Raw genomic sequence first — 21,167 nt, forward strand, 5'->3', positions numbered from 1 at the left:
GGGCCATCATGAAGCTTCTTTATATCAGCTCTGGCTACGGTGGAATCTATCGGATGTTCGATCAATGGATAGAAGATAGCTTCATTGATTCCCCCTTTTCATGCGTCAAAGTGGAAAGGGAAACTCTACCCGCTTATATGCACAAAATCCGGACATTCTCTCCGGATTTTGTTTTCATGATGATCGGTGATCATATTCCAACAGAACTGCTTCATCAATTCAAACAAGAAAAGATCCCCGTTGTACTGTGGATGACAGAAGACCCTTTTTATATAGATGTGTCAGCTGCATGCGTAAGTGATGCACAGCTGATCTTAACGATTGACGAAGGTGCTTTGTCATTTTACAAACAAATGGGCGCTGATCACACGCACTACTTTCCCATTCCAACCAATACACACGTATTTCAGAAAAAAGAATCACCACATGAGTCGTGCATTTATGACATTGCACTCATTGGCTACCCTTATCCAAACCGCATCAAAGCCATCGATACACTCTTACATCAAAACAAATGGCGCATTCTCGTAGCAGGAAAAGAGTGGCATCGCGTGTTGAATAAATCACGCAGACGATATCGTGATCTCTCACTGATGACCCACTGGCTGAGTCCCGAGCAGATGGCAGACATCTATCAAACATCAGCCATTGTTCTGAATCCGCACAGGCCCGCGCAATTTGCCTATAATCAAAACAAAGCCAATGTTCATAATATGAGTCTCAACAACAGAGCATTTGATATCGCTGCAAGCGGAGGCTTTCAGTTGACAGATCTACAACCGTCACAGGCATTTTCAAGCTTCGCTTTTTACACACATGAAAACGATTTGATTAAGCAGGTCGAGCACTATGTAAAAAATCCTCAACAAAGACAATCGGTTGCAGAGAACAATTACGAGCAAGTCGTTCGCTGGAACACATTTGATACGCTGCCTTACAGACTTTATGAAATAGTCAAAAGCGCCCTATGACCGGGCGCTTTTTCTAATTGCCATCATCTTATGCCGTTCCTTCTGCATCTTTTCGAGCCAATAAAATCTTCTCTGCCTTTTTCCGATCTTCCTCACTTTTCACAACAAGCGATTGCGCATGATCCATCATATATGCACCAACAGATCCTTCTAAAAAGGAATGAATGCATTCTTTTGCATATGGAACATGAAACGCATAGACAGCTCCATTTAAACGTCCATACGTATAAGGGTGCTCCTGAGTTGGTACAAAAAAATAATGATTGTCCTTATACAGGCTGGCTTCATTGGTGTCATGAAGTGTCCAAGTTTCATTTGGATTTTCTAACGCCTCTGTAAAAGAAGCCGCACAATCATATCCTCCCTCTACTAGAAGCTGCAAGCAGTTCTCAATATCTGCCGTCTGCCTTAGTGGTGATGCTGGATGCAAATACAAAACAATATCAAACGTCTTTCCCTCTCGTTCTAAATAAGCAAGTGCATGCTTCACAGCTACTAAAGAAGGTGTTTGTTCCGTCACATGTGTGCTTGGCAGTTCAATCACATTTGCTCCATAGTGGGACGAAATGATTTGAGTATTCACATCCTCTGAAGATACGATGACTTCATCTAATTCAATCATTTGTAATAATGGCTGAATGGTCCAATAGATTAGCGGCCGCTCCGCCAATACGCGAATGTGTTCAGCATGATGCCCCTGCTTGCTGCTAAAAGCTGGTATCATGGCTAAAATACGATTTCCCCTATACATGTATGATCTTCTCCCCTCGCGCAGCTCAGTATCAGTGAATATATTCTGAGAGCTGAACTGATCGCCGTACTGAAGTCTTCAGGTGCCTCGTTATTCTACTTAATCTTCTATCTCTACATATTCTATTAAGTCATCAAGCAGATGGTTATAATTGGTTCACCTAATTTATGCATGAAGTGGTTCTTTTCCTCAAACGTCTTCCTCTCTTTCACATATGATGCAAAGTAGAGAAATGAGAGTTGGGGGATTAGATATGTCCAAACAAATAGAAACGAGTTTGAAGACCTTTTTTCGTGACAAAATCATCTTGGTCACAGGCGGTACGGGTTCGATTGGCCGGCAGATTGTGAAAAAATTAACAGCCTGCTCTCCTAAAAAGGTCATTGTCTTCAGTAAAGATGACAGTAAACAATACATGATGAAAAATGAATATGCGGCGCATCCAGAGGTTGTATTTGCACTTGGAGATGTGAGGGATGCCAGCCGCGTCAGGCAGCTTGTCAAAGGGGTAGATATCATCTTCCATGCAGCTGCACTCAAACAAGTACCCACCTGCGAAGATAATCCGTTTGAAGCTGTCCAAACCAACATCATCGGCGGACAGCATGTCATCGAAGCAGCACTTGAACATGAAGTCAGTCATGTTGTGAACATTTCAACCGACAAAGCGGTTTCTCCGACAAATGCCATGGGAGCTACAAAATTAATTTCAGAAAAATTGTTTTTTCAAGCGAATGAAAGTATTTCAAATCAGAAAACGAGGTTTTGCTCTGTCCGGTTTGGCAATGTGCTTGGATCAAGGGGTTCCGTCATCCCCATCATGCTTCAACAGTTGTTAAATGAACAACCTCTAACTGTAACTGATCCTAAGATGACACGCTTTTTTATGTCTATCGAAGAAGCTGTATCCCTCACACTTGAAGCAGCTATCATGATGAAAGGCGGCGAAACATTCATCCTCAAGATGGAGTCATTACAACTGGCTGATCTATTGAAAGCATTTCATGAATATGCCGGTCAGATCAACGTTCCTTCTCCTGATATTCTCGTTGTCGGCAAAAGACCTGGAGAAAAACTTCACGAGGAACTCACATTCCCTCACGAGGGAGATGCACTGTTTGAACATGAACAATTTTACGCCATTTTACCAAGACCACATCTTCACCCTCATTTTCAAAAAGTCCATTTGACCCATTACACATCAAACGAAGCACCGCTCATTACAAAAGAGAAACTGTTTCACATCATTGAACAATTACATCATACACACCATAAAAAATAAAAAAATCGTCACACGGAAGCAGCTGACTTCCATGTGACGATTTTTAAATCAATTATTGAAAGATGTGTTTCAAATGACCGTAGCCTTCTTTTTCAAGCTCATCCTTCGGGATAAACTTTAAAGCGGCAGAATTAATACAATACCGAAGACCGTTTGGCCCTGGGCCGTCTGGGAATACATGACCAAGGTGAGAGTCGGCCGTCTTACTGCGAACTTCTGTCCGCACCATGCCATGGCTCGTATCTACTTTCTCTTCTACCTCTTGATCTTCAATCGGCTTTGTAAAACTTGGCCAGCCGCAATGGGCATCAAATTTATCTAAAGAAGAAAACAATGGTTTGCCTGAAATGATATCTACATAAATGCCCTCTTCCTTATGATCCCAAAATTCATTTTGAAATGGCGGCTCAGTTCCATTATTTTGCGTCACTTCGTACTGCATTCGGTTTAATTCTTTGATGCGCTGCTCTTTTTCGTTAGCCATTATTTATCACTCCAATGAGATTGAATAAAACCTGCTCTGCCCGAACCGACATGGTATCGTTCGTAGTGCATTTTGTTCTTTTTATAATAATGCTGATGATATTCCTCAGCAGGATAAAAAGGACCAGCCTCTAAAATTTCTGTCACGATTGGCTTTTGGAAAACTCCACTTTGGCTCAGCTGCTCTTTTGATGTTTCTGCAAGTTGCCTTTGTTTTTCATTGTGGACATAAATCCCTGTACGGTAGGACTCTCCTCTATCACCAAATTGTCCTCCATCATCTGTTGGGTCTATTTGCTGCCAATATAGTTCTAATAGCTTCTCATACGGAAAAACGTCTGGATCAAAGGTAATTTGAACGGCTTCTCTATGGCCTGTCGTATTTGTACATACTTCCTCATAGGTTGGATTCACTGTATGTCCGCCAGTATACCCTGATTCAACTTTGATAATGCCTGGCTGTTCATCAAAAGGTTTAACCATACACCAGAAACAGCCTCCAGCAAATGTGGCTAATTCTTGTTTTTCAGACATATTAGTGCCCCCTTCATTTAAAAAATGGTATCATCATATTATAACATGATAAAAAATAATGAAAATGATACGACTTGTATACCTAAAAACAAAAGAAAGCATTCTGTCGTATCTTAAAATATAATGGGGGTTTAATGATTGGAACAAAGAAAACAAATGATGTATGAAATGGATACTTTACTGAGAACCGTATTTAAGCAAATACGTTATGAAATTAACAGCCTGCTTGAAAACGAATTATCTCGGAATGAATTTCTCATTTTAAATCTGCTGCGTGAACAAGGCGCAAAAAAAGTAACGGAATTCGCTTCAATTCTCGGTGTATCAGCAAGCCATATTACAGCTGTAACCGACACACTTGTAGAAAAAGGCTGGATCACTCGTATCCGTTCAAAAGAGGATCGACGCATCATCAAAATCCACTTAACCGATAAGGGTAAGGAAATTACTGAGCATTTTGAGAAAAAGAAAACAGAATACTTCATGGAACGATTTGAATCATTTGATGATGAAGAACTGAAAACGATGATCAAATTATTTAAAAAGCTGGATAAAAGTCAAAAGGATTAAGCATAGATTTTAGCGTGGAGGACATGCTACGGATAAAAAGGTGGAATGAACCATGACAAGTCCATATCTTTGTCCGAACTGCAAAACCAACAGAACGCGTTTTAATCTCATCGAGCAGCATTCAGAACCTGTGAAACTTGATCCAGCAACTGGAGCGATTGTCGAAACATATGAAGGAGATCAGCTTTCTCCTTTTCACATGAACTATCAAGGACCGAAAATCAAAGTCCAGTGCGGCGTTTGCGGATTAATTGAGGATGAAAAAACGTTCATTAAGTTGGCTGAATATCATCAATATTCATCTCCTTCTTAATACGAGAGCCTGACAAAAAGTGTCAGGCTTTTTTCTATGTTTCTTTTGCCTATACAGATCGTCCCTTTCTTGCATACGCTACAAAAAACACATTGCAGAGAAAGAAGGGATAAAGACGTGCAGCAGCTCTACGAGATGAATCAATTTCTATATCGTCCATTAGCTACCTTTCCCCCATACCATCCGAGAAACACCATTTCCAAAGCTGTTATTCGATTATTTCACGCTGCACCGGATTTAAGTGAGCTTGCTGTATTTGTAAATCAGCAGCCAATCCAAAAAAAGCTACCATACGGTCAGCTGTCTGCTTATATGGAATGGGATGAGGGTGTTTATGAGATAGAAGTATTCAAGCTGGCTACAAAAGAAAGAATTCTTTCTTCTCGTATGATGATTAATGGAAACGAGACTTACACGCTATGTATCACAGGAGCTCGTACCGGCTTTGCGCTGCTCACAGAAAAGCAAGACTCGCTGATTAAGCAAGATGAGCTATCAGCACTCACGTTTATCCAGCTGTCACCAGACCTCCCTTTCATTGATATATATGAACGAGATCAAGGCATGTTATCAAAGGAGCTCGGATATGTAAACGGCACCCAAACCCACCACTTCTCTCCGAATAAGTATCACTTTGAATTAAAAGCTGCCGGTACTCAAAGTGTACTGCTAGATATTCCGAAAGTTCACCTGCAAACAAAGCGGGCCTATCTTATTTTACTTCATGGATTTGCCAACGGAGAGCCAGAGCTAATGGCAAAAGTCGTCTTGTCTCACCAAATGTAAAAAGAGCCTTTCCAAATGGAAAAGGCTCTTAGCGTGTAGACAAACCCTCTCATTCGGTGTCAGTCCTGCGTGCCGGTGCTCACGAATGTCACATTCACTCCGCGCCGGTACTCGTGCTTCCTAGAATGCAAAGGTTTTCAATCACGCTGAAAAGAAGACAAATAGCCTTTCCAAATGGAAAAGGCTATTTACGAGACATCTTCAGCTTTTTCTTGTTTTTGAAAATCAAAAGCAAGAATCATGGTACCTAAAAATAATGCACAATAGGCGATATTTAAGTAAAACTGGTCGATATTTTCTGCTTTTAAATGAGAGGCAGCTGTCATGCCAAAGTATGCAGCAAATAAGAGCGACAGTAAACTAAAATATTGATAGACTCGCTTCATCGTTTCACTCCTGACTTACACGTTCTATTGCTTTGGATGATAATATGAGAATTCAATTTCATCATTCTCAAGATCAATTTTGTTCGCTTTGACATACATATCATTCGTCAGCGGCATTTCTGAAAGGCGCACTTCCACCGTTTTTTGGTCTGGTTTCACATGAACGAAATCAGGCAGTTCATAGAATTGACCCATGTAGCTTAAAACAAAACTGATTGGGATGCTTAATTGCCCAATTGAAAAGTCATCTACTTTCAGCAGAACATCCCCGTTATCTTCAACAGTTGGTGTAAATGATACATTTGCATTAATCGTTGAAGAAAAAGCTTTGATTGCACCTGTTACTTTCACATCTTGGTCAATTGCAACATGAAAGTCTGGCATATCGCTTGATCCTTGATTTTTCAAATAATCATTGACAAAGCTAGTGAGTGATTCTTTTGAACTAGAAATGTTAAAAGCATACTCGCTGTTCACTTCTTTTTTCGAAGCGGATTGATCGCTCGGCAGCAGCATAAAAATACCGCACACAAGAACAATCAATAGATTAATTGACAGTAAAATAAAAAATAAACTCTTCCATTTTTTCATCTTTTCACCCTATTCCTTCGGCAGTCCTTCTTTTTTCACTTCTGAGAATAAACGATTTGCCATAAGAGAGTACCCCTTTTGGTTTGGGTGGAAATCATCATCTGCCAGTAATTTTTCATCTTTATCATCTTCAAATAAATCTGCTACATCGATCATATCAGCATTGCCGTCTTTTTTTAGTTCTTTTTCGGCAGCAGCATTCCAGTCTTTTACGACCTCATCAATATCTCTCAGCTCAGACAAGCTGAACTTAAAAGGATTGTACATACTGACATACATGATCTTTGCATGGTCATTATGCTCTCTTAATTGAGCAAGAATGGTCTTAAAACGCTCTTCAAAAGGACCTTGCTCTTTTTGAAAAGGAGCAAATGTCAAGTTGAGCACATTTTGACGGACGACATGCATTAAGTCATTTCCGCCGATCGTAAAGAAAATATAATCAGCGTCTTTCAGTCCATCCTGCACTTTTTTTTCTTTTAATCTTTTTAATAAATCTACCGTTCTACTGCCTTTAATGGCATAGTTTTTTAATGTAACAGACTGTACGCCGTCCACCGCTTCTATCTTGTCACGGGTGATGCCTGCATACCCTTTTTTATTTTGATCTCCGATTCCTTCTGTTAAGGAATCTCCAACCGCTGCGATCGTAATATGTTCTTTTACGTTTTGTGTGTCTTCTAGTTTATCCTTTATGCCAGCCTCTTGCGCGGAACATGCAGAAAGAACAAAAGCTAGAGACATCACAATCAAAATCAAACGAGCCTTCAAACGATGATGTCCCTCCTTTTTCTGATTAAAAAAGTGTATCATGTTTTCGCTCATTTGAACATCCTTATGCTAGCTTCGATTCAGTGTTTTGATGTCCTTGATGATTTCATCATATGGCGTATTTTGAACGCCATCATAATTTTTCATCACTTTTCCTTCTTGATCAACGAGGAAAAACAGAGATTGATGTATCACTTGGTCTTCGTCTTCAGGTTTTTTCACAATCGTCTTAAAGCTTTTCATTGCAAATTTTTCAATCGCTGACTGCGAGTAACCAGTGAGAAAATCCCAATTTTTAAAGGATAATGGATATGCTTTTGCAAATTCCTTTAGCTTTTTCGGTGAATCCACCTCTGGGTCGACGCTAAATGAAATGATGTGCGCATCCAATTTTTCTTCTTTTAACCGTTTTTGTAGCTCTGTCATATGTGCCGTCATCGGCGGGCAAATCGTTTCACAGCTTGTGAAAATAAAATCTGCCACCCAGACTTTCCCCTTTAAATCGTCGAGCGACACCTTTTGACCATCCTGGTTTTGATACTCAAACGGCTGGATTTGATAATTTAATGCATCCTTGATTTGTCCATTTGAACATGAGACTAAAAGAAGCACGCTTATGATCGTAAGCGCACCAAATAAGGCTCCCCTTTTTGTATACATGACAATTACATCCCCTTTTCAATCAATCGGTATAAAAAGTAAAGCCTATAGCGCCCTTACCAGTATGACAGGAAATAATCGGAGTTGTATAAGCGATGTCAACTAGTGCATCAGGTGTGTGATCAAGCAGTGCTGCTTTAAGCTTTTCTGCAAGTTCTAATGCGTCTGCATGTGCAATCCCAATTGCCTGAACGGTTTTCCCTTTCACCGCCTGTACATACTGTTTTGTCAAATAGCGGACAAGAGCGGAGTAACTTCTCACATTCGCTTCTGGTGTGTATATGCCGTCTGTTAAGCTGGCAATTGGTTTAATATGAAGAAGTGAACCGATCAGCGCCTTTCCTCTTCCAATTCGTCCACCTTTCACGAGATTTTCTAATGTATCGATTGTGACAAATAGCTTTGTTTTAAGACGAATTTTGTCCATTTCTTTGAGGATGTCATCACGGCTTGCCCCTTTGTTTGCAAGCTCTGCTGCTTTGGTGACTTGAAACCCTAAACCATAGGAAATAAAATTCGAATCAATGACAGTGATATTCCCGTCTACCATTTTAGAAGCGCTTTCAGCAGTTTGAACCGTACCACTCATCCCACCAGTTAAATGGATACTAATGACTTCGCTTCCATCTGCCGTCAGTTTTTCATATAATTCGACGAATTGACCGATCGCAGGTTGAGACGTTTTCGGCAGTTCCTCAGCGGCCTCCATTTTTTCAATAAATTCATCTGGCTGTATGTTCACTCGGTCAATATAATCAACCCCAGAAATGGAGATATTGAGCGGAATGACATGAATGGAAAGATCATTGATTTTTTCTTGCGGAAGGTCCACAGTTGAATCTGTTACAATTTTAATTTGTTTCACTATCGTCTCATCCTTGCTGTCTTAGTCTTTACTTAAGATATTACCTTATTTCCTTCAATCTTCAAAACAACTGTCAGAACGTTTTTGAAATTGTCACATTTTCTTCTTTTCATGTAAAAAATCCTTGCCAAACTGAGCAGGCGCACTTGAAGCGGCCTTTTACTCCTTTGACAAAGATTCTTATTTACGCATTGTGTTTCAATGTAGGCTCTTGATAGATCTGTTCATATGTGCTCCACTTGACGTTACGTTTCACATCCTCCCTGAAAGAGTACACATGCCTCTTTCCCTTAGATACATAGACTTTTTTCAAGAAAGCTTCAAGTCTAAAGGTGAGCATGAAACCATAGGATTCATCTCCCTTTAAAACAGGGACTTCTGTTACCTTGATCTGAGCTCCATCCATCCGTCTAAAACATATTGTTTTGAGCAGCACAAACGATCAATCCTCTTTTCCAATTATCTGTTAAGCCTAAATAAATAGGTGGAATAAATCTTGATCTTTATTCACTTCAACATAGTGAAAGCCTTTTTTATTCATTCGGTCAATCAGCGCTGCATAGTCATCTCTTTCTTTCAATTCGATACCAACAAGCGCAGGCCCTTTGCTTCGGTTATTCTTTTTCGTATATTCAAAGCGTGAGATATCATCATTTGGCCCTAACACTTCATCTAAAAATTCCCTGAGAGCACCTGCTCTTTGCGGAAAATTAACGATGAAATAATGCTGGAGACCTTCATAAATCATGGAGCGTTCCTTGATTTCTTGCATCCGGCCAATGTCATTATTGCCTCCGCTGACAATACAAACAACATTTTTCCCTTTAATCTCCTCACGATGTGCATCTAAAGCCGCGATCGGTAAAGCACCCGCTGGCTCAGCTACAATTGCACATTGATTATACAGCTCTAAAATGGTTGTGCATACTTTTCCTTCTGGTACAAGACTAATCTTATCGACAACGGACTGAAGCGACGTAAACGTCTTTTCGCCAATCCGCTGAACCGCTGCTCCATCTACAAACTTATCTATTGAATCAAGTGTGACAACCTCCCCTTTCTCATGGGAAGCATGAAGTGAGGCGGCACCAAGCGGCTCGACTGCAATAATTTCTGTTTCTGGTGCGATATTTTTAATATATGTGCCAACGCCAGATAACAAACCTCCGCCCCCAACACTTGCAAATAAAAAGTGAGGCTCCACTTCGATATCATTTAATATTTCTACAGCAGTTGTTCCTTGTCCTGCCATGACATCTAAATCATCAAAAGGATGGATAAATTCCCGCTTTTCCTTATCTCCGCATTTGACTGCTTCATGATACGAATCATCAAAGGTATCTCCGGTTAAGATAATGTCAACATATTCTTTTCCGAAAAGCTCCACTTGAGATACTTTTTGCCTTGGCGTGGTAGCAGGCATAAAAATTTTCCCGTGGATACCTAAATATTTGCAAGAATAGGCAACGCCTTGTGCGTGATTTCCTGCACTGGCACAGACAATGCCGTTTTCTAGTTTTTCTTTTGGCAACTGGCTCATTTTATTAAAAGCGCCTCTTAATTTAAAAGAACGAACAACTTGCAGGTCCTCTCTTTTTAAGTAGACATTACATTCATATCGTTCAGAAAGTCGCTCATTTTTTTGAAGTGGTGTATGAATCACTACATCCTTCAAATTTTGATGGGCTTTTAAGATGTCTTTCACTTGAATTAGCGTGTTTTCTTTGAGCAACGGTTTCATGTACAAGATCCTTTCTCTTTAACCTTATTTAATTTGTCATTATAACATGAATATTCAAAAAATAAACCAATAGATCATGGATCGGAGATAAATTTCATGAACTTTTTCGTTTTTCTATACATTTGTTCTAATTGGGTGTTATAATAAAACCAATTAGAACCAAAAGAAAGGAATCGCTCGATGACCACACATCCGTTTGCTTCTATATATGGAGAACACCAAGATATAAAACACGCCATTCATTTGGCTAAACAATTCACGAAAAACGATGAGCCTGTGTTGATCACAGGTGAAATTGGAACAGGCAAATCACGCTTTGCAAAAGAAATGGCCAATACATTTGCTGCGCAGGCTTCGATGAAACATATCTACTGCCCCATTGTAGATGAAGTGACTTTGCAGGAAGCATTTACTCATGCGGCAAATCATGTGCTTTATTTAGACGAAGTCAGCGCATTTAGTATTCCTATGCAGCATCAGGTCATTCGTTTTCTCGAAGTTTCTCCTGCAACAAAAATCATTGCTTCTTCGTCTTTATCATTAGAGGCGATGAGCGTTTCGTCCAGTTTTTTACCTGAGCTGTTTTATCGGCTCAATGTGCTTCATATCCCTCTCCCGCCCTTAGAAGATCGAAAAACAGATATTCCTATTTTAACCGCTGCTTTCTTTCAGGAACTGAACATGACGCCTGACATCGACTCAAGTGTGTGGGAAGTCTTACAGCAATATTCGTTTGAAGGGAATGTCCAAGAGCTCAAAAATATCGTTCATTATGCAGCCGCGATCCTCGAAGGGCAAACAGTTTTCTTGCATCACTTGCCACCTTTTGTATTATTACCTCAACAAACAGCTGGTAAAGGAAAAAAAGAAGAACACCAGCTCACGCTTATGGAGAAACAAGAATTTGTTTTCTTACTCGAAGCCATTAAGTCTCTAAATGAAAAAGGAGAAGCAGCCAGCAGACGTATCTTGTCTGAGTTAAGCAAACAAGGCGACATCCCTCTGACCCCTCAACAAGTCAGGAGTCGATTAGATGATCTTGAGAAAAAAGCCTATGTGACGAAAGGGAAAGGCAGAGCTGGAACGAAGATTACACTTGAAGGTCTCTCATTTCTGAAGTCGCTTGATGGTTATATACCGGTTCAATAAAGGAGGACATCCATTGTTTACTGTAAAAGAAGAAATTGCCAACGCGATTACACATGGCATTGGCGTCATTTTATCCATTCCCGCCATTGTTTTTCTCGTTTTATTCGCTGTTCAATACGGCACTGTCACTGACATTATTAGCTTTTCGATATTTGGCGCGTCGATGCTGCTGCTTTATTTAAGCTCTACTTTGCTTCATAGCATTCGGCACAAAAAAACAAAAGATGTATTTGAAATCCTTGACCACTCTGCGATTTATGTATTGATTGCTGGTACATATACGCCATTTTTGCTTGGCCCATTAAAAGGCGCACTTGGCTATACTCTTCTTGCAATCGTATGGGCGCTCGCTGCAGGCGGTATCGTCTTTAAGATCTTTTTCGTCAAACGGTTTATCATTGTATCCACCCTTGTTTATTTATTAATGGGCTGGATGATTATCATCGCAATTAAACCTCTGTACATTCAATTAACAGGAGCTGGATTCAGCCTCTTACTATTAGGCGGTATTTTGTATTCAGTCGGAACGATCTTTTATATTTGGCGGAAAATTCCCTATCATCATGCGATTTGGCACAGCTTTGTTCTCGGTGGAAGTGCATCCATGTTCTTCTGCATTCTATTTTATTGCGTCAACATCCCAGCATGATTAAAAAACCAGCATCCACATTCGGATGCTGGTTTTTTCTATGCGCGCTTTTGTGCGTAATCACTCATCTTGACCGGTGCTTTTATATGGATATCGACATTAACTGGACGAAGTCTTTTGACGATCTTCCCTGTTAAAAGACGGTCTGCGCCGCTTGTTTCAACCGGAACAAGTGAGCAGTTACATTCTTCAGCAAGCGTTTCTGCCATGACACGATACTGTTCAGAAAGCAACAGACTCTGGCCAGATAGAACTCTTTCTCTTGCTTCTTCTAATAACGCCTCATCAGATTGATTCTGCTTGATCACCGCCATCTTCTTCAACCATTGTTTTAAGATGGGATAGCGAAACAGATGCGGTTTTGCCATAAAAGCAAATGGCTTCTCTAAGTGACCAATCAGCAATGTCGTCGTCACTGGATGATGTGCTTCTGTGACATAAATAACAGGGCCATCTGGCAGCCTTTTTTGCTGATGAATGGTCATGACCGATCCTGATTGATCAATACACCCTCTGGCAAACCTTTTTGCATGCTCATGGATGAGATGCATTCGTTTCGTATAGGAAATGCGTGGATCCGTTAATTCATGATCATACAAATGCCTTATACTTTTAAAAAAGGATACAACAACATAAATCGTTAAAAACCAATAACGAAACAACCGTACTCCTCCTACTCACTTATCCTTCTTTTCTGTCATAGACGACAAATTCATAATTGTAGGGGTTCTTTTCGTCACGATGGCCTTTTTCACGTGATACAACCGTCCAATGATCTTCATCGTAATAAGGGAAGAAACGGTCGCCTTCAAATGAATGATGAATGTGCGTGATATATAGACGATCTGCGTATGGCATCATTTCCTCATACAGCTTAGACCCGCCAATGATCAATAATTCTTCCGCGTTCTTCGCAATGGTTAAAATATCATCGATTGAATGGACTACCTCGCATCCTTCAGCTTGAAAAGAAGAACTTGTGGTCAACACGATATTCCGGCGGTTAGGCAGTGCTCGTCCAATTGATTCAAACGTTTTTCTACCCATGACAATGGCATGACCACTTGTGACTTTTTTAAAATACGCTAAATCAGCGGGTAAATGCCAAGGCATTTGATTATCTTTGCCAATGACTCTGTCTTTTCCTGTCGCCACTATCATGGAAATCATACACTGACTTCTCCTTTAATATGCGGATGTGGATCATAGTTCTCGAGCACAAAATCATCAAACGTAAAATCAAAAATACTTTTGACATCTCTAGTGATGCGAAGCTGCGGAAGTGTGCGCTCCTCACGCTCTAACTGCATTTTGACCTGCGGAAGATGATTTTGATAAATATGAGCATCTCCTAGCGTATGAATAAACTCTCCTGGCTCAAGGTTTGTCACTTTGGCAATCATCATCGTTAGAAGTGCATACGAAGCAATATTAAAAGGCACACCTAAAAAGATATCTGCCGAACGTTGATAGAGCTGGCACGATAATTTACCGTTTGATACGTAAAATTGAAACAAGCAATGACAAGGAGGCAGCGCCATCTGATCAATCTCTCCTGGATTCCACGCACTGACAATCAATCTTCTCGAATTAGGATGATTCTCAATATCATGGATCAGTCTGCTGATCTGATCTACTGTCTCTCCGTCTCCGCTCGCCCATGATCTCCACTGCGCACCATACACACGCCCTAGCTCTCCATTTTCATCTGCCCATTCATTCCAAATACGGACACCATTTTCTTGAAGATATTTGACATTTGTATCACCTTTTAAAAACCACAGTAACTCATGAATGATTGATTTCAGGTGTAATTTCTTTGTTGTTAATAAAGGAAACCCTTCCTGTAAATCAAATCTCATTTGGTAACCGAACGTGCTGATAGTGCCTGTTCCTGTTCTGTCACCTTTTTCATCCCCGTGCTGTAATACATGACGGCATAACTCTTTGTATTGTTTCATTTTTTTCATCCTTTATTTATGTTCTTGTTGTAGTTTACCTTATTTCTGCTTTTGTTGAAACCAATTGAAACCAAAAAAACATGTCTGCAAGATGAGCAGACATGTTTTTCTTTTTTATGCTTGATTCACTCGATCCTGCTCTTCGTCCTTAATATCTTGGTGAGAGTGAGCTATGCGACTTGCGGCGGCGGCGGCAAGCGCAGCGACAAGGTCATCAAGGAAGGTGTGTACTTCACCAGGACGACCTTCATCTAATTCTCTAATAATACCAAATTTCTCTTTGTCTAGATAACCGAAGTTGGTCAAACCGATTGATCCATATACATTGACAATGGAAAGCGGAATAATCTCATCAATTCCATATAGCGGTTCATCTGTTTCAACTAAATGCTGCAAAGGTTCTGGCAAAAGCTTTTTTTCTGCCAGCTGATCAAGCGCAAGTCCTGTCAAAACTGCGTGGACAATTTCCCTTTTATTCAGCACTTTTTCAACATTTTCAATGCAGACACTAAGTGGAAGATTTGGGTTGTATTTCTCTTGGAGTTTCAGCACAATGTGTGCAATATCTTCTATTTTCACTCCACGCTCGTTTAACATCTGTTTTGTAATGCGAACCATTTCGTTCATTGTATACTTTTTCAATTGGCATGACATCTCCTTCTAGTGGCTCATCCAGCTCGGCGGGGTGTTTTTATCCCAGTAAATATTACCGAGTTCATGATGCGTCTGGAATCCATCTTCTGCTGTATGGTAGTGAAAATTAAACCAATATCCGCTGTGAGGCGGCTGATCTCTCCTGACATGAAAACGAAGCAAATCTTCTCCAGTCTTTCTATTATAAATGTGGAAGATTTTTTCCCCATTTCCGCTTGAAGGTTGATCAGTTAAAACAACATCTTGAAATTTTTCGTCATCTTTGAAATTTGTTAAAAAGTCGGTTAACACTTGTTCAATTTTTGGTTGAATCTCTTCTCTATACTCGTCCTCAATGACAGGTGTGATTTTACGACCAAATTTGAGAAAGGATTGGTTTTCTGCACTTGATAGAACCTCTTGCTTATATTGCTCAAAGGGGTCTACCCGCTCTTTGTTGTCTTCTTGCGATAATTCCCAGCTGCGCGTATCATCTGATGTATCATAAACTGCTGTATAAGGTGCTTTATCAGATGAAGAAAGTTCAGATGGCTTGTCTGTCATCAAAGCCGATGGAGGAGAGATTAAACCAAAAGTCGCAATCGTAAAGAGTGCAACAAGCGTTTTTCTCATCCACATTTTCATGATATCTAATTCCTTCCATAAGTTATCATACTGCTATTCTAGCATATAATGAATTTTCAGTCATTCAATTTGGTCATTGAGTTGAGACTTTCTTTTTCATGATAAAACGTTTACAATGACAGTAACGACGACTAAAATTTGGGAGGAATGGATATGCTTGAAGGGTTTTTCATCACAGCTTCCTTGCTGACGTTATTTTATTTTGTCTATATGGAGATCACCGATTAAAAGCCCTGAAATAGGGCTTTTTTAATTGTTAAGAGTGATTAAAGTTTTGTTGATTTGTCTTCTTCTATTGAGATATATCCGTAATGGAATTGGGCGGTTTTACGTTTCATCACCTGAAATTGATAGGAATCAGTGGTAAATCGTGTGCTTTTCCAATGATCTTTTAAAACCACTCTTTTTCTAGCCACTCTCATTGCTTCTTTCACAGCGGTTTCATGGTCAAAATGATGCTCAGCTGCATGACGAAGCGGCATCATACTAGCAGACTCTTGTATGGTTTCTTCGAACATTGGGTCAAAATAGACGATATCATAGGATCGATCAGGGAGCTTCTTTAACTGCTCAATACTATCCCCGCTGATAACAGATATCCGTTTCATCGCTTCGTCTGCCTCTCTCACACCCGTTTCCCATGTGATGAGTCCTTCTCGAACAAGCAATGCCGTCATCGGATTTTTTTCAATACCGGCCACTTTTCCATTGGTTCCTGTAGTGCAGCTTGCGGTAATCGCATCAGATCCTAAGCCAAGCGTACAATCTAAAAAGGAATCGCCCGGCTTTAATTGTGCTGCTTCTATTAATGGATCTTTTTCCCCTCGCAGAACCCGCTTCACCCTAAACATCGCTGAGCTTGGATGGAAAAAGAACTTTTCACCATTTGGCTGATACCATTCAAATCGTTCTTTCCCAACAACGAGTACATCCCCCCGCTTGATCGCAAGCTGTTTGACAGATTGTTTACGCCGCTCGATATACTCACCATGCAAGTCCTTTGCGAGGGCCTTTGCCGTTTCAATTGTTTGTTCATTTGCTCTAAAGCTTGTTGTAATGAGCATGACGTTCCTCCATCATAATCAAGAAAAAATGCCCTGATGGATCACAGGACATTTCAACATTTGTATTAGCAATGTTTTTCAAATGCAGATAAGACGTTCTTCATAATATCTTCCATTTCATGACCTTCAATTTCGTCACGCGGGATAAAGTGAACAAGTTCATTTCCTTTTAAAAGTGCCATAGATGGAGAAGATGGCTCCTCACCTGTGAAGTATTCTCTCATTTTAGCCGTTGCTTCCCGGTCCTGACCAGCAAAGACCGTCACCATTCGATCTGGTGCTTTTTCTGCTTTCATGACAGCTTGAGTAGCAGCAGGGCGTGCTAAACCAGCAGCACATCCGCATACGGAATTGACGACAACAAATGTTGTTCCTTCTGCTTTCTGCATCGTTTTTTCTACTTCTTCTTCAGTCGTCAACTCTTGAAACCCTGCACTTGTTAGTTCTTGGCGCATTGGTACGACGAGCTGACGCATATATTCTTCATATGCCATTGACATAAAAAAGCCCCCTCTATAATCCTTATGTTGTGAATAAAGGATACTATAGAGAGAGCCAATTTTCAAATGATCAATTTCACATTAAATTTTCATGATTCCGCCTGTATTGGCTGATGTCACAAGTTTTGAGTATCTGGCAAGGTAACCTGTTTTTACTTTTGGCTCAAAGCCTTTCCAGTTTGCTTTTCTTTTTTCCCATTCTTCTTCCGGGACATCTACACTTAAAATGCGTTTTTCGATATCAACAACGACATGATCACCATTTTCAACAAAGGCAAGCGGGCCGCCTTCTGCTGCCTCTGGAGAAACGTGTCCAATAGACAATCCGCGAGAAGCACCGGAGAATCGTCCGTCTGTAATTAAAGCAACCTTTGGACCAAGTCCCATTCCAACAATTTGTGAAGTTGGTGCAAGCATTTCAGGCATACCTGGACCGCCTTTAGGTCCTTCATAACGAATAATGACAACATGTCCTGCTTCTACTTTTCGATTAATGATTCCTTCAAGTGCTTCTTCTTGGGATTCAAATACGATCGCAGGTCCTTCATGACGTGTGATGCCGTCTTGTACACCGCCTGTTTTAATGATTGCTCCATCTGGCGCAAGGTTTCCAAATAAAACGGCTAAGCCGCCCTTTTCAGTAAATGGCTTGTCAATTGGATAAATGACGTTATAATCTTTTACCTCATGACCTGCAATGTTCTCGCCTAACGTTTTCGCTGTGACGGTCATGGTATCTAAATGAAGAGCCCCCTCTTTTTTGGACAATTCATTTAGTGCAGCAGTCACTCCGCCAGCTTCATGTAAATCTTCAATATATACATCTGAAGCTGGAGCAAGTTTCGATAAATGCGGCACACGTTCTGCGACTTCATTGATACGCTCAAGTGAATATTCAACGCCTGCTTCGTTTGCAATCGCCAATGTATGAAGAACTGTATTTGTTGAACCACCAAGTGCCATATCTAAAGCAAATGCGTTATCAATCGCTTTTTCCGTGACAATATCACGTGGTTTAATGTCTTTTTTGATTAGCTCCATCAATTGTTTTGCTGACTTCTTCGCAAATTCTCTTCGTTCTGGTGAAGTCGCCAGAATGGTTCCATTTCCAGGAAGAGCAATCCCAAGCGCCTCTGCTAAACAGTTCATTGAGTTGGCTGTAAACATACCAGAGCAAGATCCGCATGTTGGACAGCCAAATTGCTCTAATTCATTTAATTCCTCTTCATTAATTTTCCCTGATTGGTATGCGCCTACGCCTTCAAAGACAGAAGAAAGAGAAATTTTTCTGCCATCACTTGTTCTCCCAGCTTCCATCGGTCCACCACTGACAAATACAGTTGGGATATTCACACGCATGGCAGCCATCATCATACCTGGCGTGATTTTATCACAGTTAGGAATACAAACCATGCCATCAAACCAGTGTGCAGACACCACGGTCTCTACTGAATCAGCAATGATTTCACGGCTTGGCAATGAATATCTCATCCCAATATGCCCCATCGCAATACCATCATCTACCCCGATTGTATTGAATTCAAATGGAACACCGCCAGCTTCACGAATGGCTTCTTTCACAATTTTTCCGAATTCCTGAAGATGGACATGCCCTGGGACAATATCAATATAGGAATTACATACGGCAATAAACGGCTTGCCAAAATCCTCATCTTTTACCCCAGCTGCTCTTAGTAAGCTTCGGTGAGGTGCTCTGTCAATTCCTTGTTTAATCATATTACTGCGAAGTTCTGCCATCTGTTTAAAAAGCCTCCTATACTACTAGTCTTGTTGACTGTATGATTTTGAGTTGATTTTATTTTACAAATTTTCTGTTTATTTAGCCACCTATAATAGATAGTGACTGATTTCTCTGCTGAAGCAAGTGCTCAGCAAGGATTGTGTCATAAAATCTGACCTCCAATATTCTATATTGGTACTACTATATAGAGTTTTTTCTCATATTTCAACAATATTCAAAATAATTTTTCTAAAAAAATTTTTCTGCCAATAAAAAAGCCATTTTCAGAAAACAAGCTGCCTTTTATTGGCAGCCTGCTCGTCTTTCTTATGATTCTGATGCATTTTTTCTACTTTCTGTCATTTGCTTCCACACAGAGCCTTTTGCTTCTTCTCCGTGCTCAATTCGTTCGATGGCCATTTTCACTTGAAGACTGACTTCAAATTCAGGGTCCTGCTCCGCTTCTTTTAAAGCTTCTAGTGCTGTTTCGTCACCTTCTTCATAAAGGAACATGGCCGCACGCCAGCGGACAAGCTTACTTGGGTCCTTTAAGGCTTGGATCATCGCTTCAATCGCACTAGGATCACCAAGATCTGAAATACAATCTCCAGCAGTTCTTCTAACCGTCACTGTTTTATCTTCAAGCCCTTTATACAAAATAGGCAAAATGTCTGGATCTTCAATCATGCCAGCATTCACAACAGCTTGTCTGCGAATCGATGTTTTTGGGTCCTCCATCGCTTTCATTAAAACAGGTATATCTTTTTTCTCTGGCTGCATTTGCTCTAAATGAGCAAAACGTTTCTTCCAATCTTCATCACGCAGCATCTCTTCTGTCACATCATATGCTTTTCGGTTCACTTGTTTATCTACAGCCTCTTGACCTTCCTTCACTGCCTCTGTTAAACGGGATAAACGCTCGTCGTCATATGCAGCTTGCAGCTCTTCTGTGACTTCTTGACCGATATCAGCAAATTCTCCAAAACGTACGCCATGTTCTTTCCACACACGTTCAAATACAACATTATCTGAACTGCTTCTTAGCTTTAAAATCGCTGCCTGGAAACGTTCAGGCATTCCAAATCGTTCTTCTCTTTCACCGTCTGTCAGCTTCACCTGCATCGGAATCCCATTAAACATTTGAACAAACACTTTGACTTCTCCAAATGTGTCATCACCTGACTGCGATTCTCCCTGAAGACCTTCTGTTTCTTGTCCAAAGGCTTCTCTGACTTGCTGTAAAATACCTTGCCAGTCAAATTTCGCATTACGCTCAACCGCTAAGAAATCGGCTACATGGTAAACACCTTTTACACCTTCAATGGTTAAAATGCGCTTGATCATCTCTGGCGCTTCGTCTTTTTGATCTTTTTTGTAGTTATTGCTTTTACCGCCTGCAAGCGCTTCTGTCAAAATGACTTTCATTGTATTCGGGCTTGGCGTTGGTTCTATGGCAGTTATTTTCATCTATACATCCTCCTTACACACATAAAGACCCTACTCATCTGTAAGGCCGCATTCTTCTTTCCATGTCTTAATAAATAGACACATAAACTCATGCCGCTCATGAGCCAGCTGCTTTCCAGCACGTGTGTTCATCAAGTTTTTTAATTGAAGCAGCTTTTCTTGCATATGCAAAAGTACTGTGCCTTGGTGAGCACCCTCTGTATAGTGAGGCTCCCCTTTTGCACCTGCATATGTAAACACCCTTGCAATCCCAGTTGCACCTATCGCATCTAGCCGATCTGCATCTTGAACAATGGCCCCTTCTAATGTCACTGGCTTATGCTGCATATGCCGGTGACGAAAAGACATCGTTGTAATAATATCCATGATATAGCGAATATCTTGCGTGTCCACTTCCCACAAAAGGAGCTGCTGCTTGAGATCATGCGGTGAAAGCTTCCATTCACTAGACAGCTTGTCATCAATGACATCATGGATAATCGCTGCCATTTCAATGACAAAAAGCGACCCGCCCTCCTGTTGTGCAATATGGACGGCAAGCTGGCGCACACGATTGATATGAGCTTCATCGTGTCCAGTCGGTTCATTCTTTAGCTGTTTTGAAACAAAGGAGGCAGCTGCCTCCAATTGTTCTTGCTGCTTACTCAAATTCAT

Annotated in this window: 27 protein-coding genes; 7 read left to right on the forward strand and 20 right to left on the reverse strand. The window is 40.6% G+C overall.

Translation table 11 applies throughout. The features are described from left to right. Positions 1-8: 8 nt before the first annotated feature. Positions 9-971 carry a CgeB family protein gene (locus tag ES896_RS17415; RefSeq protein WP_135227107.1) on the forward strand — a complete coding sequence of 321 codons (963 nt, stop codon included), beginning with the start codon at positions 9-11 and terminating at the stop codon, positions 969-971. A 28-nt stretch (positions 972-999) separates the two neighbouring features. On the opposite strand, the gene ES896_RS17420 is transcribed toward ES896_RS17415, so the two are convergent. Next, positions 1,000-1,722, reverse strand: coding sequence for an acylneuraminate cytidylyltransferase family protein (locus ES896_RS17420; protein WP_058214051.1), 723 nt, complete (start codon positions 1,720-1,722; stop codon positions 1,000-1,002). Between the two features lie 253 nt (positions 1,723-1,975). Between ES896_RS17420 and ES896_RS17425 the strand changes: the two genes are divergently transcribed. Further along, positions 1,976-3,004 (forward strand): SDR family NAD(P)-dependent oxidoreductase, encoded by a 1,029-nt coding sequence (locus ES896_RS17425; protein ID WP_017367463.1) that lies wholly within the window; start codon positions 1,976-1,978, stop codon positions 3,002-3,004. Between the two features lie 52 nt (positions 3,005-3,056). Here the strand turns inward: ES896_RS17425 and msrB are convergent, their stop codons facing one another. Together msrB and msrA are read right to left on the reverse strand one after the other, a co-directional pair. Beyond that, positions 3,057-3,488: a peptide-methionine (R)-S-oxide reductase MsrB gene (gene msrB / locus ES896_RS17430; protein ID WP_041091280.1), complete on the reverse strand. Its 432-nt coding sequence runs from the start codon at positions 3,486-3,488 to the stop codon at positions 3,057-3,059. Next, entirely contained in the window at positions 3,488-4,021 is a 534-nt protein-coding gene (gene msrA / locus ES896_RS17435) for a peptide-methionine (S)-S-oxide reductase MsrA (RefSeq protein ID WP_046343804.1), read from the reverse strand. The genes msrB and msrA overlap by 1 nt, the downstream gene beginning before the upstream one ends. A gap of 138 nt (positions 4,022-4,159) precedes the next feature. Between msrA and ES896_RS17440 the strand changes: the two genes are divergently transcribed. From ES896_RS17440 to ES896_RS17450, 3 genes are all read left to right on the forward strand, one after another. After that, positions 4,160-4,591, forward strand: a complete 432-nt coding sequence (locus ES896_RS17440) for a MarR family transcriptional regulator (RefSeq protein WP_007500780.1) — start codon at positions 4,160-4,162, stop codon at positions 4,589-4,591. A 52-nt stretch (positions 4,592-4,643) separates the two neighbouring features. After that, the gene (locus ES896_RS17445) at positions 4,644-4,904 is read left to right on the forward strand and encodes a hypothetical protein (RefSeq protein WP_008346413.1); all 261 of its coding nucleotides are present in this window, start codon (positions 4,644-4,646) and stop codon (positions 4,902-4,904) included. Between the two features lie 117 nt (positions 4,905-5,021). Continuing rightward, positions 5,022-5,690 carry a DUF4397 domain-containing protein gene (locus tag ES896_RS17450; protein WP_017359694.1) on the forward strand — a complete coding sequence of 223 codons (669 nt, stop codon included), beginning with the start codon at positions 5,022-5,024 and terminating at the stop codon, positions 5,688-5,690. 188 nt (positions 5,691-5,878) lie between these two features. Here ES896_RS17450 and ypmT read toward each other — a convergent pair whose 3' ends face one another. The 7 genes from ypmT to ilvA all read right to left on the reverse strand — a co-directional run bounded on the left by ypmT (position 5,879) and on the right by ilvA (position 10,704). Beyond that, entirely contained in the window at positions 5,879-6,076 is a 198-nt protein-coding gene (ypmT, locus tag ES896_RS17460; protein ID WP_008346409.1) for a protein YpmT, read from the reverse strand. Positions 6,077-6,100: 24 nt separating this feature from the next. After that, positions 6,101-6,667, reverse strand: a complete 567-nt coding sequence (locus ES896_RS17465; RefSeq protein WP_007500787.1) for a YpmS family protein — start codon at positions 6,665-6,667, stop codon at positions 6,101-6,103. 9 nt (positions 6,668-6,676) lie between these two features. Further along, positions 6,677-7,438, reverse strand: a complete 762-nt coding sequence (locus tag ES896_RS17470) for an SGNH/GDSL hydrolase family protein (RefSeq protein ID WP_017359696.1) — start codon at positions 7,436-7,438, stop codon at positions 6,677-6,679. A 69-nt stretch (positions 7,439-7,507) separates the two neighbouring features. Next, positions 7,508-8,098 (reverse strand): cytochrome c oxidase assembly protein, encoded by a 591-nt coding sequence (locus ES896_RS17475; RefSeq protein WP_007500791.1) that lies wholly within the window; start codon positions 8,096-8,098, stop codon positions 7,508-7,510. Positions 8,099-8,120: 22 nt separating this feature from the next. Beyond that, positions 8,121-8,963 (reverse strand): DegV family protein, encoded by an 843-nt coding sequence (locus tag ES896_RS17480; RefSeq protein ID WP_135227108.1) that lies wholly within the window; start codon positions 8,961-8,963, stop codon positions 8,121-8,123. Between the two features lie 184 nt (positions 8,964-9,147). Beyond that, complete coding sequence (locus tag ES896_RS17485) at positions 9,148-9,399, reverse strand: YpmP family protein (protein ID WP_008346400.1); 252 nt, start codon at positions 9,397-9,399, stop codon at positions 9,148-9,150. A gap of 36 nt (positions 9,400-9,435) precedes the next feature. Next, entirely contained in the window at positions 9,436-10,704 is a 1,269-nt protein-coding gene (gene ilvA / locus ES896_RS17490) for a threonine ammonia-lyase IlvA (protein ID WP_045035067.1), read from the reverse strand. A 180-nt stretch (positions 10,705-10,884) separates the two neighbouring features. Here ilvA and ES896_RS17495 point away from each other — a divergent pair, with 180 nt between their 5' ends. Beyond that, positions 10,885-11,853, forward strand: coding sequence for a sigma 54-interacting transcriptional regulator (locus tag ES896_RS17495; RefSeq protein ID WP_017359698.1), 969 nt, complete (start codon positions 10,885-10,887; stop codon positions 11,851-11,853). A 13-nt stretch (positions 11,854-11,866) separates the two neighbouring features. Beyond that, on the forward strand, positions 11,867-12,502 hold the full coding sequence (gene trhA, locus ES896_RS17500) for a PAQR family membrane homeostasis protein TrhA (protein ID WP_008346394.1): 636 nt from the start codon (positions 11,867-11,869) through the stop codon (positions 12,500-12,502). Positions 12,503-12,540: 38 nt separating this feature from the next. Here the strand turns inward: trhA and ES896_RS17505 are convergent, their stop codons facing one another. The 10 genes from ES896_RS17505 to ES896_RS17550 all read right to left on the reverse strand — a co-directional run bounded on the left by ES896_RS17505 (position 12,541) and on the right by ES896_RS17550 (position 21,167). Continuing rightward, the gene (locus ES896_RS17505) at positions 12,541-13,164 is read right to left on the reverse strand and encodes a lysophospholipid acyltransferase family protein (protein WP_135227109.1); all 624 of its coding nucleotides are present in this window, start codon (positions 13,162-13,164) and stop codon (positions 12,541-12,543) included. Positions 13,165-13,183: 19 nt separating this feature from the next. Continuing rightward, a complete protein-coding gene (folA, locus tag ES896_RS17510; protein WP_060781127.1) occupies positions 13,184-13,672 on the reverse strand; it encodes a type 3 dihydrofolate reductase in 489 nt (162 codons plus the stop codon). Then, positions 13,669-14,463: a thymidylate synthase gene (locus ES896_RS17515; protein WP_008346390.1), complete on the reverse strand. Its 795-nt coding sequence runs from the start codon at positions 14,461-14,463 to the stop codon at positions 13,669-13,671. The genes folA and ES896_RS17515 overlap by 4 nt, the downstream gene beginning before the upstream one ends. Before the next feature lie 114 nt (positions 14,464-14,577). Next, positions 14,578-15,105 carry a phosphatidylglycerophosphatase A family protein gene (locus ES896_RS17520; protein WP_008346387.1) on the reverse strand — a complete coding sequence of 176 codons (528 nt, stop codon included), beginning with the start codon at positions 15,103-15,105 and terminating at the stop codon, positions 14,578-14,580. Between the two features lie 18 nt (positions 15,106-15,123). Next, positions 15,124-15,741, reverse strand: a complete 618-nt coding sequence (locus tag ES896_RS17525; protein ID WP_007500816.1) for a YpjP family protein — start codon at positions 15,739-15,741, stop codon at positions 15,124-15,126. 266 nt (positions 15,742-16,007) lie between these two features. Then, positions 16,008-16,805 carry a class I SAM-dependent methyltransferase gene (locus tag ES896_RS17530; protein WP_025207514.1) on the reverse strand — a complete coding sequence of 266 codons (798 nt, stop codon included), beginning with the start codon at positions 16,803-16,805 and terminating at the stop codon, positions 16,008-16,010. A 65-nt stretch (positions 16,806-16,870) separates the two neighbouring features. Beyond that, entirely contained in the window at positions 16,871-17,305 is a 435-nt protein-coding gene (locus tag ES896_RS17535) for a BrxA/BrxB family bacilliredoxin (protein ID WP_025207515.1), read from the reverse strand. Between the two features lie 81 nt (positions 17,306-17,386). After that, the gene (ilvD, locus tag ES896_RS17540; protein ID WP_007500822.1) at positions 17,387-19,063 is read right to left on the reverse strand and encodes a dihydroxy-acid dehydratase; all 1,677 of its coding nucleotides are present in this window, start codon (positions 19,061-19,063) and stop codon (positions 17,387-17,389) included. Between the two features lie 310 nt (positions 19,064-19,373). Next, a complete protein-coding gene (locus tag ES896_RS17545) occupies positions 19,374-20,513 on the reverse strand; it encodes a conserved virulence factor C family protein (protein ID WP_025207516.1) in 1,140 nt (379 codons plus the stop codon). A 30-nt stretch (positions 20,514-20,543) separates the two neighbouring features. Next, the gene (locus ES896_RS17550; protein WP_025207517.1) at positions 20,544-21,167 is read right to left on the reverse strand and encodes an HD domain-containing protein; all 624 of its coding nucleotides are present in this window, start codon (positions 21,165-21,167) and stop codon (positions 20,544-20,546) included.

Source organism: Bacillus sp. 005/A4HT-01/001 (assembly GCF_004634445.1).
GTDB lineage: Bacteria > Bacillota > Bacilli > Bacillales > Bacillaceae > Bacillus > Bacillus altitudinis.